Consider the following 13907-nt stretch of genomic DNA (forward strand, 5'->3'; position numbering starts at 1 on the left):
TCGCAGGTGCGGGCGTGTCCGTGGCAGGGCGCCGGCGTCCGCTCACGTCCGTCATCGCCGGCGACGAGGAACGAGCGACCGCGGATCCCACGGAACTGGAGCACCACGGCCCAGCAGCGATGGGCCGGCGGTCAGCGCCGTGCCAGCGCCGCGAGCGCGGCCTCGATCCGCCGCCGGGTGTCGTCGGCGGTCCAGCCGGCGAGGACGGCCGCGTCACCGCCGGCGGTCGCCTCGATCGCCGCGGTCACCGGGCGGTGGAGCGCGTCCTTGGCCAGCCGGTAGGACTCCGGCGACCGGGCGGCCAGCTCCCTGGCCAGCGCGACCGCCCGCGGCAGCAGGTCGCCGGGCTCGGGGAGCTCGTCGACCATCCCCAGGGTGAGCGCCCGCTCGCGGTCCACGGCCTGCGCGCCGAGCAGCACCCGGCCGGCGCGGGAGCCGAGCGCGTGCCGGGTGATCTCCAGGGCGGCGGTCGGGAAGGGGACACCGACCGCCAGCTCGGTCAACCCGATCCGCCCGGCCGACATCAGCCGCAGGTCGCACGCCAGGGCGAGCACGCAGCCGCCGGCGATCGCGTGCCCGTTGACCGCCGCGACCGTCGGCCGCGGGTGGTCGAACACGGCGCGGAAGGTCCGGGACAGCGCCGTCAGGAGCTGCTCGGTGTAGGACGGGCCGCCGTCGAGGATCCGGCGCAGGTCCACCCCGGCGGAGAACGACGAGCCGGTGCCGGTGACGACCAGCGCCCGGTCGGACGCGGTGACGGCCTCGGTCAGGGCGTCCAGCAGCTCCACGTCCAGGGCGCCGACCCGGCCGTGCTCGATGCGCAGGACGGCGACGCCGTCCCGGTCCTCGGTGACCAGCATCGAGCCATCCTCCACGCACCCGGGCCGGCGGGGCCCCCGGAGCCGACGGCACGTCGCTGGCGGTGCGACCCCGATCGCCGGCGGCAGGAGCCGGCACCTGGGCCGGCTCGTCCGCATGCGACACGATGACCTCCCGCGGCACACCGCCACCGCGGCCGGGAAGACCCCATGACGGAGCAGGGGCACCGGGTCACCGGACACCGCCTGGTGGTCACCGCGACGGACCACGGGGCCGCGGTCCGCTTCCTCCGCGACGTGCGGGGGCTGCCCGAGCAGGAGGCCCGCGAAGCCGACGGCGGCCCCGTCGTCATCCTCGACGCCGGCCGGGCGACGCCGGAGATCAACGACCCGCGCCACGCCGAGTACCGCCACGCCGAGTACACCGACGAGGTCGAGGTGGGCCACCGCGTCCCGGCCCGGATCCGCGTCGCGTTCGAGGTCCCCGATCCCGGGGCCACGACCGCGGACCTGGTCGGGGCCGGCGCGGACCTGGTCGGGACGGCTGCTCCTGACCGTCTTCGGTCCCGTGGAGGAGCAGCCGTGGCGTCCCGGGCGCAGCGGCGGCGGCTTGCGTCCTGGCACCGGACGGGAGCCGCGCCGGCCCGCCGGGGCGTGGTGCGTCCCGGCCGGCGTCGCCGCGGCCGGGGACCGGCGATCCGCGGATCGGCCGTCCCTGAACACGGGCGCCTCGCGCGGTGAGGCTGGGGTCCCCACGACCCGAGGAGCACCCGATGCCGCGTTCCCGCCCCGACGTCCCCGTCCCCGACCTCACCGGCCGCCGCGCCGTCGTCACGGGAGGCAGCGACGGCGTCGGCCTCGTGCTGGCCCGCCGGCTCGCTGCGGCCGGCGCCGAGGTGGTCCTGCCGGTCCGCAACCCGCGCAAGGGCGAGGCCGCGGTCGCCCGGATCCGCGCGCAGGTCCCGGACGCCGACGTCTCCCTGCGCGACCTCGACCTGTCCTCCCTCGCCTCCGTCGCCGCGCTCGGCGAGACGCTCCGGGCCGAGAGGCGGCCGGTGCACCTGCTCGTCGCCAACGCCGGCGTCATGCGGCCGCCGGACCGGCGGACCACGGCCGACGGCTTCGAGCTGCAGTTCGGCACCAACCACCTGGGGCACGTCGCGCTCGCCGCCGCGCTGCTGCCGCTGCTGCGGGCCGGCCGGGCGCGGGTGACCTCGCAGACCAGCGTGGCGGCGCGCCGCGGAGCGGTGAACTGGGACGACCCGAACTGGGAGCGGACCTACGACGGGCAGCGGGCCTACGCCCAGTCGAAGGTCGCCGTCGGCCTGTTCGCCCTGGAGCTGCAACGGCGCAGCGCCGCCGGCGGCTGGGGGATCACCAGCGACCTGTCCCACCCCGGGATCGCGCCGACCAGTCTGCTCGCGGCCCGGCCGGAGGTCGGCCGCGCCCGGGACACCACCGGCGTGCGGCTCATCCGCGTGCTGTCGCGGCTGGGCCTCGCCGGCACCGTGGAGAGCGCGGCGCTGCCGGCCCTGCTCGCCGCGACCGCGCCGGACGGCGGCGGCCGGTTCTACGGCCCGGACGGTCCCGGCTCCACCGCCGGCGCTCCCGCGGAGCAGGAGCCCTACCGCGCGATGCGCGGTGCCGGGGACGCCGAGCGGATGTGGCGCCTGTCCGAGCGGCTGACGGGGGTGTCCTTCCCCGCGGCCGCGCCCGACGGGGTGCGCCCCCTCCCGCGCTGACCGTCCCGGGCCGTCCCCGCTCAGCCGGGGACGGCCCGGTCCGCGGGCGCCGCGGCGGTGCCGAGGACGGCCAGCAGCTGCAGCCGCTCGGCGCTCTCGCTGCCCGGGACGGCGGTGTACACGAGCAGCCGGTGCGACTGGTCGGGGTCGACCAGCGACTGGCAGGCCAGCTCCAGCGGGCCGACGACGGGGTGGACGAACCGCTTGACCTCGCGCGGGCGGATGCCGACCTCGTGCGCGTCCCACAGCCGCCGCAGCTCCTCGCTGCGGGCGAGCGCCAGCTCGGCGAGGCGCGCGGCCCGCGAGCCGGGGCCGCGCAGGGTGACCAGCTCGCGCAGACCCGAGGCGTAGAGCCGGGACAGGAACGCGTGCTCCTCCAGGGCGTGCAGCGCCCGCGCGGCGGGATCGGTGAACCACCGGTAGCCGAGGCTGCGCGCCGGCCCGGGGCGCAGGGTCGCGTCGCCGGTGAGCGCGACGGCGAGCGGGGTCTGCCGCAGCGTCTCGCCCAGCTCCGTGACGATCTCCGCCGGGGTGTCGCCGAGCCGGTCGAGGATCCGCAGCAGGCCGGGGCCGACGTGCTCGCCGTCGGCCCCGCGGGCGGGCGGGCGGTGGCCGGCCAGCCGGAACAGGTGGTCACGCTCGTCGAGCGTGAGGTGCAGGCCCTGCGCGATCGCGGCCACCATCTGCTCCGACGGCTGCGGCCCGCGCTCCTGCTCCAGCCGGGCGTAGTAGTCGGTGGACATGTGGCAGAGGACGGCGAGCTCCTCGCGCCGCAGCCCGCTCGTCCGGCGCCGCGGCCCGCGGGGGAGGCCGACGTCCTCCGGCTGCAGCGCCTCCCGACGGCGGCGGAGGAACTCCGCCAGCCCGGCCCGGTCGATCACGTCGCCTCCCTCGTCGGTGCTGCGTCGTTCCTACCGTCGCCGCGAGCGGTCATCCACGGTCCGCCGGTCCCTCCCTCGGCCGGGACGAGGACCACCGCCGGCCCGGCGACCTCCGGCGCGAACGCGATGGACCTGTCGCTGCGTCCGCCCGCCGCCCGGGCGGCCCCCGACCAGGGCAGGGCGCTCACCGGGCGGCTCACCGGGTTCTGGCGCGACGCCTGACAGCATGTGCCGGTGCGCGCCGTCGTGGTCGACTCGGTCCGGGCCCGCCCCCGGGTGCGGGAGGTGCCCGAGCCTCCGGCCCCGCCCGGCGGCGTGGTGCTGCGGGTGATGGCCACCGGGATGTGCCGCAGCGACTGGCACGCCTGGGCCGGGCACGACGAGATCGCGTTCCCCCACGTGCCCGGGCACGAGCTCGCCGGGGTGGTGGTCGAGGTCGGGGCCGAGGTCACCCGCTGGCGGGCCGGTGACCGGGTGACCGTCCCGTTCGTCTGCGGCTGCGGCCGCTGCGCGTGGTGCCGGGCCGGGGAGGCGCAGGTCTGTCCGGACCAGCAGCAGCCGGGCTTCACCCACTGGGGGTCCTTCGCCGAGTACGTCGCCCTGCACGCGGCGGACACCAACCTGGTGCGCATCCCCGACCGGGTGGACTTCGCGAGCGCGGCGAGCCTGGGGTGCCGGTTCGCCACGGCCTACCGCGCCCTGGTCGCCCGCGCGCGGGTCGGCGAGGGGGAGTGGGTCACCGTGGTGGGTGCGGGTGGCGTCGGCCTGAGCGCGGTGGCGATCGCCCGCGCGCTGGGGGCCCGGGTGGTCGCGGTGGACCGCAACCCCGAGGCCCTCGCCGTGGCCGCCGCTCTCGGCGCGGAGCACACGGTGCGGGCCGACGGCCGCGACGTCCCGGCCGCCGTCGCGGAGCTGACCTCCGGCGGCAGCCACGTCGCCGTCGACGCCGTGGGGAGCGAGCAGACCTGCGCCGACTCGGTCCTGAGCCTCCGCCGCAGGGGGCGCCACGTGCAGGTCGGGCTGCTGCCGCCGGTCGACGGTCATCCTCGGGTCCCGATGGCCCGGGTGATCGGCTGGGAGCTGGACCTGCTGGGCAGCCACGGCATGGCCGCGTCGGACTACCCGGCCATGATGGCGCTCGTCGAGCAGGGCTCGCTGCAGCCGCAGCGGCTGGTCGAGCGGACCATCGGCCTCGACGAGGCGGCGGCCCTGCTGCCGGGGTTCGACCGGGCGACCGTCGCCGGGATGACAGTGGTCGACCCCGCCCGCTGACCCCCGCTCCGGGCGCCCGTCCGGCGGCGGCTCCCCGGCCCTGCCCTCCGCGGACGGGCCCGGGGGTGCGTTCCCGCCGCCGGCCTCCTCGACCCCAGCCGCACGGAGCGACGGCCAGGACCGCGGCGGCGCACGGGGTGACGACGTCGTCAGGGCCGCACACGCCGCGGCTGCGGTGCAGGACGTCCCGGCCCGGCGCGGGCGGGCTCCGCCTGGTCGTGCAGGGCGAGGGCGAGGACCACGGCGCCGGCGTCCAGGAGGGTGACGGCGTGGTCCGGGCTCAGGACCGGCGCCGCGCCGCAGCGCGTCCTGCCCGGTCGCGGGTGCGGGTCCCGTGGCCGAACGCACTGTCGACGTCCGGGTGCCGGTACTACCGTCGCGCGATGGCGGGCAGCGTGGACTTCGTCGTCGTGGGCGGTGGCTCTGCCGGAGCGGTGATCGCATCCCGGCTGTCGGAGGACCCGGACGTCCGGGTGGCGCTGATCGAGGCCGGGGACCGGCCGCCGGCGGTCGAGCTGGTGCCGGCCGCCTGCCCGGTCCTGCAGGCGGACCCCGAGACCGACTGGATGCTCACCGCCGACGCGGGCGCCTGCGGCAAGGGGCTGCGAGGCGGCCGGATGATGGTGCCCCGCGGCCGCATGCTCGGCGGCTCGTCGGGCATCAACTACATGGCCTACGTGCGCGGCCACCCGGGTGACTTCGACGCCTGGGCCGCCGGCGGCGCCGACGGCTGGAGCTTCGCGGAGGTCCTGCCCTATTTCCGGAAGAGCGAGGGGCTGGTGCCGAGCGAGGCCCTCCCACTCGACCTGCCTGCCCACGGCACGGAGGGGCCGCTCGGCGTGTCGGTGCGCAGCCCGGTGCTGCCGGGGGCGCAGGCGTTCGTCGAGGCCGCGGTCGCCGCCGGCATCCCGCTCGGTGACTACAACGGCCGCGACCGGGGTGGCCCGGCCGGCGTCGTCTCGCTGTTCCAGACGACCACGAAGCAGGGCAGGCGCTCGAGCACCTACCACGCGTTCCTCGAGGGCGAGGCCGAGCAGCGGCCGAACCTGACGGTGATCACGCACGCCCAGGCCACCCGGGTGCTCCTCTCGGGCGAGCCGGGTGCCCTGCGGGCGACCGGTGTCGAGTACGTCACGGCCGCCGGCACCACCGAGGTGGTCGACGCTGCGCGCGAGGTGGTCCTCAGCGCCGGCGCGGTCGGGTCCCCGCAGCTGCTCATGCTCTCGGGCGTCGGGCCGCGCGGGCAGCTGGAGTCGCTCGGCGTCCGGTGCCTGGTCGACGCACCCGAGGTGGGCCGCCACCTCAAGGACCACCTGCAGGTGGGCCTGATGCACCCGGCGCCGGGGCTGGGCGTCTCGATGGCCGGTGTGGGCGTGGCCCTGGGGCCGGACGCACTGCGGGCGCCGGCCGGTCCACTGCCGGCCGACCCGGCCGACGACGCGTCCCTGCCGCCGGAGCTGCAGGAGCTGAAGGCGGAGGCGGAGCGCCAGCTCACCGAGTGGTCCACGACCGGCAGCGGGCTGGTGTCCTCGTCGCTCTACGACGCGGGTGCCTGGTTCTCGACCGGCCTCGGGGACGAGCACACCCACGACGCGCAGATCGCCGTGTTCGTGTGTGGCTACTCCGTCGACATCTGGGACTCCTGCCTGCACGTCGACGCGGCGGAGTACTTCGACGACCCGGCCGTCGACCTGTCGCCGACCGCCGAGAACCTCTTCGTGCTCGCGAACCCGGTGCAGCCGCACAGCGAGGGCGAGGTCCGCCTGGCGAGCGCCGATCCGCTGGCCGCGCCCGACATCCGGATGAACTACCTCACCGACCCGCACGACGTGGCCGTGATGACGGCGGTGGTGCGCCGGGCGCTCGACGTCGTGGACCGGATGAGGCGCGAGCACGAGGTCGGCGACCTCCTGGTGCCGCGGCGGCTGGCCGAGACGCACGGTCACACCCGCGGCGACGTCCCGAGCGACGAGCTGATCGCCGACCTGGCGCGCCACTACTCGTTCACCGTCTACCACCTGACGAGCACCTGCCGGATCGGGTCGGTCGTGGATCCGCGGTTGCGCGTGCTCGGCGTCGGCGGGCTGCGCGTCGCGGACGCGAGCGTCATGCCGAACGTGGTCAGCGGCAACACGAACGCCGCCACGATCATGATCGGCGAGAAGGCGGCCGAGCTGCTCGCGCGGGAGCACGGCGTCGGGCTCCGGGAGTTCGTCGGCGCGTGACCCGCCGTCCGGCGCCAGGAGATCCGGACGGCGGTGTCGAGAACGCGGGACCGGCTCCGTCCCCGGGGTGCGAGCGGCCAGGATGGGCCGCACCGGCACCGAGGAGAGACCACGATGGCCAAGTACCTGCTGCTCAAGCACTACCGCGGAGCCCCGGCGGCGGTGAACGACGTCCCCATGGAGAAGTGGACGCCGGAGGAGATCTCCGCCCACGTGCAGTACATGGAGGACTTCGCGGCCAGGCTGGAGGGGACCGGCGAGTTCGTCGACGGCCAGGCGCTCTCCCCGGAGGGGCTGTGGGTCCGGTACGACGGCGAGGGCCGCCCGCCGGTCACCGACGGCCCGTTCCCCGAGACCAAGGACCTCATCGCCGGCTGGATGGTCATCGACGTCGACAGCCAGGAGCGCGCCGTCGAGCTGGCCGGGGAGCTGTCGGCCGCCCCCGGGGCGGGCGGGCAGCCGATCCACGAGTGGCTCGAGGTCCGTCCCTTCCTGGGCGCACCGCCCACCATCACGGAGTGACCGCCCCGCTGGACGAGGTCCTGCTCCGCAGCCTCACCCCCGGCGTGCTGGGCGTCCTCGTCCGCCGCGGAGCCGACTTCGCGGCGGCCGAGGACGCCGTGCAGGACGCGCTGGTCGAGGCGGTCCGCACCTGGCCGGCCGACCCGCCGCGGGACCCGAAGGGCTGGCTGGTGACGGTGGCCTGGCGCCGGTTCCTCGACGCGACCCGCGCCGACGCCGCCCGCCGCCGGCGCGAGGACGTCGTGGAGGAGGAGCCCGCGCCCGGGCCCGTGCCGGCCGCGGACGACACGCTGCACCTCTACTTCCTGTGCGCCCACCCGTCGCTGACGCCGTCGTCGGCGGTCGCGCTCACGCTGCGGGCGGTCGGCGGGCTGACCACCCGCCAGATCGCCCAGGCCTACCTGGTGCCCGAGGCGACCATGGCGCAGCGCATCAGCCGGGCCAAGCGCACCGTCTCCGGCGTGCGGTTGGACCGGCCGGGCGACGTCGCCACCGTGCTGCGCGTCCTGTACCTGGTCTTCAACGAGGGCTACTCCGGCGACGTCGACCTCGCCGCCGAGGCCGTCCGGCTCACCCGGCAGCTCGCGGCCGTGGTCGACCACCCCGAGGTGCAGGGGCTGCTCGCCCTCATGCTGCTCCACTCCGCCCGGCGCGCCGCCCGGACCGCGCCCGACGGGAGCCTGGTGCCGCTCGCCGAGCAGGACCGGAGCCGGTGGGACACTGGGCTGATCGCCGAGGGGATCGGGATCCTGCAGGCGGCCCTCGCCCGGGACCGGCTGGGGGAGTACCAGGCCCAGGCCGCCGTCGCGGCGCTGCACGCGGACGCGCCCACCGCGGCGGAGACCGACTGGGTGCAGATCGTCGAGTGGTACGACGAACTCGTCCGCCTGACCGGCAGCCCGGTGGTCCGGCTCAACCGGGCGGTGGCCGTCGGCGAGGCCGACGGACCCCGCGCGGGCCTCGCGGAGCTGGCGGCGCTGGACGACTCGCTGCCCCGCCACACCGCGGTCGCGGCGCACCTGCACGAGCGCGACGGCGACCTCGCGACGGCGGCGCGGCTGTACGCCGAGGCGGCCGGGAGGGCGACCGACCTCGCCGAGCGCGACCACCTGCTGCGCCAGGCCGCCCGGCTCAACGCGGGCCGGTCCCGCTGACGGGGTCCCGACCGCTCGCCGGTGACCCCTCGGGACGATCTCGTGCCGGTGGGCCGTCACCGTGCTGCACTTGCGCCGGATGATGGGAGCGACCGGACAGGGGAGGAGACGCAGTCGTGCCGAGTGACCGCTACGCCGGCCTCGCCGCCGTGCTCGGCGCCATCCGCAGCTCGTCGGACATCACGCAGCCGATGCTCGTGGAACAGGTGGGCCTCGGCCGGAGCGTCGTCGCGCAGCGGGTCGCGGAGCTGGAGGCGGCCGGCCTCGTCGTCTCCGACGGGTTCGGGCCCTCCACGGGTGGCCGGGCGCCGCGCCGCCTGCGTCTCCACAGCGAGGCCGGCTACGTGCTCGGCGCGGACATCGCCACGAACGAGCTCGTGGTCGGGGTGGCCGACCTCTCGGGCGCGCTGCTGGAGACGCGCCACCGGGAGATCGACGTCGTCGACGGACCCGAGATCGTCATCGGCGCCGTCGAGCAGCTGGCCGCCGAGCTGGTCGACGAGGTGGGCGCCCACCGCAGCCTGTGGTCCTTCGGTGTCGGCATGCCCGGGCCGGTGGCCTACGACAGCGGCGAACCGGCCACCATGCCGACGCTCCCGGACTGGAGCCGCCACCCCATCAGGGAGCGGCTGGCCGAACGCTTCGGGGTCCCGGTCTGGGTGGACAACCGGACCAACCTCTCGGCTCTCGGTGAGCGCAGGGTCAACCCGGTCGCGGCGCGCTCGCGGCACATGATCTACCTGGGCGGTGGTTACGGCCTCGGCGCCGCGGTGGTGCTCGACGGCAGGATCCACCGGGGCGCCCACGGGCTCGCCGGCGGCATCGACCACGTCCCGGTACCGGGCGCGGACGACGTGGCCTGCCACTGCGGCAGGACGGGGTGCCTGGAAGCGGTCGCCGGGCGTGCGGCCCTGGTCCGCGACGGCCGGCTACTGGCCGAGACGGCGCAGAGCCCCGCCCTCGCCCGGGTCCTGGCCCGCACCGGCCGGATCCGCCCGGTCGACGTCACCGAGGCCGCGGGCCGGGGGGACGCCGCGGCCCGTGCGCTCCTGCACCGCAGCGCCACCATGATCGGGCGCAGTCTCGCGATCCTCGTCAACGTGTTCGACCCCGACCTGGTGGTGGTCGGCGGAGGCGTCGCCCGGGCGCGCGCCCACGTCCTGGCCGCGATCCGCGAGGAGATCTACCGGTTGGCCCTGCCCTCGGCGACCCGGGACCTGAGGATCGAGCCGTCGGCCTTCGACCAGGAGATCGCCGGGATCACCGGCGCCGTCGAGTTCGCGCTGGGAGAGCTGTTCAGTCCCGACCACCTCCCGGCGGTGCTCGACGCCCGCAGCGGCGGGGCCACGATCACGGCACTCGACGGGCACGTCCCCGCCTGAACCGGGACGGGTTCCGTCGGGTAGCCCCGAACTTCTGCCGCAGAGAGGTAGAAGTTCCGTTACGCTGCGTCCGTGAACGTGGACACCGGCCGCCCGGGCGGTGTCGCCGGTGTCCGGTGACCGGTCGGACGGACTCGTCGCCGTCCTCGACGCCATCCGGACCTCCCCGGGGATCACCCAGCCCCGGCTCGTCCAGCGGGTCGGACTCGGCCGGACCGTCGTGGCCCAGCGTGTCGCCCACCTGGAGGCGGCCGGTCTCGTCGCGCAGGACGGGCTGGCTCCGTCGAACGGCGGCCGTGCCCCGCGGAGGCTCCGGCTGCGGCGGGCGGCGGGCCTGGTCGCCGGCGCCGACATCGGCGCCACCGGGATGGCCGTGGGACTCGCCGACCTCTCCGGTCACGTCCTCGTGGAGACCCACGAGCCCGTGGACGTCGCCGACGGACCGGACGGGGTGCTCGGTCGGGTCGAGGAGCTGGTCGAGGGGCTGCTCGCCCGGCTGACGGACCCGCCGCCACTGTGGGGCGTCGGGGTGGGCGTCCCCGGCCCCGTCGAGTTCGCCACCTCGCGGCCCGTCGCCCCGCCGATCATGCCGGGGTGGGACGGCTACCCCGTCCGCGAGCGGCTGGCCGGCCGCTTCGCCGCCCCGGTCTGGGTGGACAACGACGTCAACGTCCTCGCGCTGGGCGAGTTGCGCACCAACCCCGCCGCCGCCGCGACGGGCGACCTGCTCTACGTCAAGATCGGCACGGGCATCGGCGCCGGCCTGGTGTCCGGCGGGCGGCTGCACCGCGGGGTCAACGGGTGTGCCGGCGACATCGGTCACGTGGCCGTCGCCGAGGCCGACACGGTCATCTGCCGCTGCGGCAACGTGGGCTGCCTGGAGGCGGTGGCCGGTGGGGCGGCCCTGGCCCGCGACGGGCGCCAGCTGGCGGAGCGCGGAGGCAGTCCGGTGCTGGCCGAGGCCCTCGCGGCCCGGGGCGACCTGACGGCCGCGGACGTGACCGCCGCCGCGGAGCGCGGCGACCCGGCGGCTCGCGCCCTGCTCGCGCGGGCCGGCCGGCTGGTCGGCGGCACCCTGGCGACCCTGGTCAGCTTCTACAACCCCGGCCTGGTGGTCCTCGGCGGGGGAGTGGTGCACGCCGGCGACCACGTCCTGGCGGTCATCCGGGAGTCGGTCTACCGGCGGTCGCTGCCGCTGGCGACGCGCACGCTGCGGATCGAGCCGTCCGCGCTCGGGGCGGCCGCCGGGCTGGCCGGCGCCGTCCACCTCGTCCTGGACAACCTCTTCACGCCGGACCGGCTGGCGCTGTGGCTGCCCTGGGGCTCCCCGTCCGGTCATCCGGAGATCGTGGACACGCCGGACCGCCCGTCCGCGTGACGGCGGACCGCTGTGGTCCACGTCATCACCACGGCTGATGCCCGGCATCACCAGCGTTACGTCCACGTTGCATTGACTTCCTCCGCTCGATGGCAGAAGTATGTGGTTGCCATCACGCGGACGGCGCTCCAGCGGCCGGACGCGGTGCTCGACATCCAGCGTCGCAGTCGTCGTCCGGTCCCCGGACACGTGGAGAGAGGCAACACATGACCCAGCACCGTCACCGGGGGCTCCGCCGCATCGGGGTCCTCGTCGCCGTTCCGGCCGTGAGCGCGCTGACGCTCGCCGCCTGCGGGGGCGGGGACGAGGAGAGCGGCTCCGGCGGCTCCGGCGGGGCCGCGAACAGCTTCAGCTTCGCCTTCGAGAACGCCTCGGGCGGGCAGGAGAACCCCTGGCAGCTGCTCGCCGACCAGTACTCCGAGGAGACCGGCGTCCAGATCGAGACGCAGGGTCTGCCGCCGGACAGCTACGGCCTGTCCATGCGCACCCAGCTGCAGGGCGGCAGCGCCCCGGACGTCCTGATGTTCTCGCCCGGCGCCGGCAACGCCAACGCGGTGCTGCCCATGGCCGAGGCCGGCTACATCGAGGAGCTCGGCGAGGAGTCGGCGGCCCTCATCCCCGAGGGCAACGAGTCGCTGTTCGAGATCGACGGCAAGGTCTACGCGCAGCCGACCAGCATCATCCCCGTCGGCATGGTCTGGAACTCCAGCGCGGCCTCCGAGGCCGGCGTCGAGGTCCCCGCGGACGAGTCCGCGATGATCGACGCCTGCGGCACCCTGGCCGGGGACGGCAAGTCGTTCCTCGCCGCCGCGGGATCCGCCCCGCCGAACATGGGCCTGATGGCCATGGCCATCTCCGCCACCCGGGTCTACGCCGAGACCCCGGACTGGAACGAGCAGCGCTCGGCCGGTGACGTCAGCTTCGCCGACAGCGAGGGCTGGCAGGCCACCCTGCAGACGATCGTCGACATGAACGAGGCCGGCTGCTTCCAGCAGGGCGCGGCCGGTGGTGGCTTCGACGCCATCACCCAGGGCCTGACGCAGGGCACCTCGCTGGGCGCCTTCGTCCCCGGGGCCGCCGCCACCGAGCTGGCCAACGCCAGCCCGGGGCTCAACCTGCAGGTGCAGCCGTTCCCGCCGGCCGACGGCGGGGAGCCGTTCCTGCTCGCCAGCCCGAACTACGCGCTGTCGATCAACGCCTCGGCCGACGAGGGCGCCAAGGAGGCCGCGCGCGAGTTCCTGGCCTGGATGGCCGAGCCGGAGAACGCCGCCCGGTTCACCGAGCTGCAGGGCGGGGTCGCCATCACCGGCCCGGACGAGAACCTGTCCCCGGTGTACGAGCCGGTCGCCGACCTGCTGGAGAACGGGGACTACGCGCCGCTGCCGAACCTGGCCTGGCCGAACCCGGGCGTGTACGACGCGCTGTCGACCGGCGTCCAGGGCCTGCTCGCCGGCCAGGGCGACGTCCAGTCCGTGCTCGAGTCGATCGACCAGGCCTGGGACCAGTGACCCGGGCCGGCTGATCCCGGCACCACCTCCCGACCGCACCTCCGGACGCACCGAGGGACTGACGATGACCGCAACCATGGGCACCCCGCAGGACACCGGTGCAGTCGTCCGGGGCACGGTCCCGGCCGCCGGGGGCGGGCGTTCCGCCCGCTCCCGGCGGAGCCGGCCGCTCATCACCTACGGCCGCTGGTGGTGGGCGCTGCCCGCCGTCCTGGCGGTGCTGCTGATCCACTACGTCGCCACCGCCGGCGGGGCCTTCTACGCCTTCACCAACTGGACCGGGATCGGCGACTTCGACTTCGTCGGCCTGGACAACTTCCGCCGCATCTTCGAGGACCCCACCCTCATCGGGTCGCTGAAGAACACGCTGTTCCTGGCCTTCGGCTTCCTGATCGCCACCAACGTCGTCGGGCTGCTGCTGGCACTGGCCCTCAACCGCACGCTGAAGACGCGCTACCTGCTCCGGGTCCTGTTCTTCATGCCGGTCGTGCTGAGCCCGCTGGCGGTCTCCTACATCTGGAAGTTCATCTTCGACTTCAAGGGCCCGCTCAACGGCGTCCTGGGCTGGTTCGGCATGGCGCCGAAGACGTGGCTCGCCGACCCGACGCTGGCCCTGTGGGCGGTGCTGGTCGTCATGGCCTGGCAGACGACCGGCATGGTGATGGTCATCTACCTCGCCGGACTGGCCACCGTGCCGGCCGAGATCGAGGAGGCGGCGGCGCTGGACGGGGCCAGCACCTGGCGCCGCTTCCGGTACATCACGCTGCCGTCGATCCGCCCCTCGGTGGCGATCGCGTCGACGCTCATGCTCATCCAGGGCCTGCGCGTCTTCGACCAGGTCATGGCGCTCACCGGCGGGGGACCCGCGGGGGCGACGGAGACGCTGGCCACGCAGGTCTACAAGGAGACGTTCGCGCTGAGCAACTTCGGCTTCGGCGCCGCACTCGCGCTCCTGCTGACCCTCATCATGCTCGTCTTCTCGGTGCTGCAGCAGGCTGCCACCAAGGACCGGTCGTAAGGGATCC

Annotated in this window: 12 protein-coding genes; 10 read left to right on the forward strand and 2 right to left on the reverse strand. The window is 75.6% G+C overall.

Annotated elements, in window-relative coordinates; translation table 11 throughout:
• Positions 1 to 131: 131 nt before the first annotated feature.
• Positions 132 to 860 (reverse strand): enoyl-CoA hydratase/isomerase family protein, encoded by a 729-nt coding sequence (locus ACFO3M_RS08205; RefSeq protein WP_387988083.1) that lies wholly within the window; start codon positions 858 to 860, stop codon positions 132 to 134.
• 168 nt (positions 861 to 1028) lie between these two features.
• Here ACFO3M_RS08205 and ACFO3M_RS08210 point away from each other — a divergent pair, with 168 nt between their 5' ends.
• Positions 1029 to 1559, forward strand: coding sequence for a hypothetical protein (locus ACFO3M_RS08210; RefSeq protein ID WP_387988084.1), 531 nt, complete (start codon positions 1029 to 1031; stop codon positions 1557 to 1559).
• A 32-nt stretch (positions 1560 to 1591) separates the two neighbouring features.
• The gene (locus ACFO3M_RS08215; RefSeq protein WP_387988085.1) at positions 1592 to 2560 is read left to right on the forward strand and encodes an SDR family oxidoreductase; all 969 of its coding nucleotides are present in this window, start codon (positions 1592 to 1594) and stop codon (positions 2558 to 2560) included.
• Between the two features lie 20 nt (positions 2561 to 2580).
• Here the strand turns inward: ACFO3M_RS08215 and ACFO3M_RS08220 are convergent, their stop codons facing one another.
• Positions 2581 to 3441 carry a helix-turn-helix transcriptional regulator gene (locus tag ACFO3M_RS08220; protein WP_387988086.1) on the reverse strand — a complete coding sequence of 287 codons (861 nt, stop codon included), beginning with the start codon at positions 3439 to 3441 and terminating at the stop codon, positions 2581 to 2583.
• Between the two features lie 234 nt (positions 3442 to 3675).
• Between ACFO3M_RS08220 and ACFO3M_RS08225 the strand changes: the two genes are divergently transcribed.
• The 8 genes from ACFO3M_RS08225 to ACFO3M_RS08260 all read left to right on the forward strand — a co-directional run bounded on the left by ACFO3M_RS08225 (position 3676) and on the right by ACFO3M_RS08260 (position 13900).
• On the forward strand, positions 3676 to 4713 hold the full coding sequence (locus ACFO3M_RS08225; protein ID WP_387988087.1) for an alcohol dehydrogenase catalytic domain-containing protein: 1038 nt from the start codon (positions 3676 to 3678) through the stop codon (positions 4711 to 4713).
• Positions 4714 to 5096: 383 nt separating this feature from the next.
• Entirely contained in the window at positions 5097 to 6938 is a 1842-nt protein-coding gene (locus ACFO3M_RS08230; RefSeq protein WP_387988088.1) for a GMC family oxidoreductase, read from the forward strand.
• A gap of 114 nt (positions 6939 to 7052) precedes the next feature.
• Positions 7053 to 7460 carry a YciI family protein gene (locus tag ACFO3M_RS08235; protein ID WP_387988089.1) on the forward strand — a complete coding sequence of 136 codons (408 nt, stop codon included), beginning with the start codon at positions 7053 to 7055 and terminating at the stop codon, positions 7458 to 7460.
• Complete coding sequence (locus ACFO3M_RS08240) at positions 7457 to 8614, forward strand: RNA polymerase sigma factor (protein WP_387988090.1); 1158 nt, start codon at positions 7457 to 7459, stop codon at positions 8612 to 8614. Before ACFO3M_RS08235 ends, ACFO3M_RS08240 begins: the two co-directional genes overlap by 4 nt.
• 116 nt (positions 8615 to 8730) lie before the next feature.
• Positions 8731 to 9996 carry an ROK family transcriptional regulator gene (locus ACFO3M_RS08245; protein ID WP_387988091.1) on the forward strand — a complete coding sequence of 422 codons (1266 nt, stop codon included), beginning with the start codon at positions 8731 to 8733 and terminating at the stop codon, positions 9994 to 9996.
• 109 nt (positions 9997 to 10105) lie between these two features.
• On the forward strand, positions 10106 to 11374 hold the full coding sequence (locus tag ACFO3M_RS08250; protein ID WP_387988092.1) for an ROK family transcriptional regulator: 1269 nt from the start codon (positions 10106 to 10108) through the stop codon (positions 11372 to 11374).
• Between the two features lie 266 nt (positions 11375 to 11640).
• A complete protein-coding gene (locus tag ACFO3M_RS08255) occupies positions 11641 to 12882 on the forward strand; it encodes an ABC transporter substrate-binding protein (protein WP_387988093.1) in 1242 nt (413 codons plus the stop codon).
• Between the two features lie 64 nt (positions 12883 to 12946).
• Positions 12947 to 13900, forward strand: a complete 954-nt coding sequence (locus ACFO3M_RS08260; RefSeq protein ID WP_387988094.1) for a carbohydrate ABC transporter permease — start codon at positions 12947 to 12949, stop codon at positions 13898 to 13900.
• Positions 13901 to 13907: the final 7 nt, after the last annotated feature.

The sequence above is a fragment of the Geodermatophilus arenarius genome (assembly GCF_042654585.1).
Lineage (GTDB): Bacteria > Actinomycetota > Actinomycetes > Mycobacteriales > Geodermatophilaceae > Geodermatophilus > Geodermatophilus arenarius.

What these genes read in the sequence shown, in the direction of transcription:
- ACFO3M_RS08205 (WP_387988083.1), bottom strand. Translation starts at nt 860, where the DNA reads ATGCTGGTCACCGAGGACCGGGACGGCGTCGCCGTCCTGCGCATCGAG.
- ACFO3M_RS08210 (WP_387988084.1), top strand. Translation starts at nt 1,029, where the DNA reads ATGACGGAGCAGGGGCACCGGGTCACCGGACACCGCCTGGTGGTCACC.
- ACFO3M_RS08215 (WP_387988085.1), top strand. Translation starts at nt 1,592, where the DNA reads ATGCCGCGTTCCCGCCCCGACGTCCCCGTCCCCGACCTCACCGGCCGC.
- ACFO3M_RS08230 (WP_387988088.1), top strand. Translation starts at nt 5,097, where the DNA reads ATGGCGGGCAGCGTGGACTTCGTCGTCGTGGGCGGTGGCTCTGCCGGA.
- ACFO3M_RS08235 (WP_387988089.1), top strand. Translation starts at nt 7,053, where the DNA reads ATGGCCAAGTACCTGCTGCTCAAGCACTACCGCGGAGCCCCGGCGGCG.
- ACFO3M_RS08260 (WP_387988094.1), top strand. Translation starts at nt 12,947, where the DNA reads ATGACCGCAACCATGGGCACCCCGCAGGACACCGGTGCAGTCGTCCGG.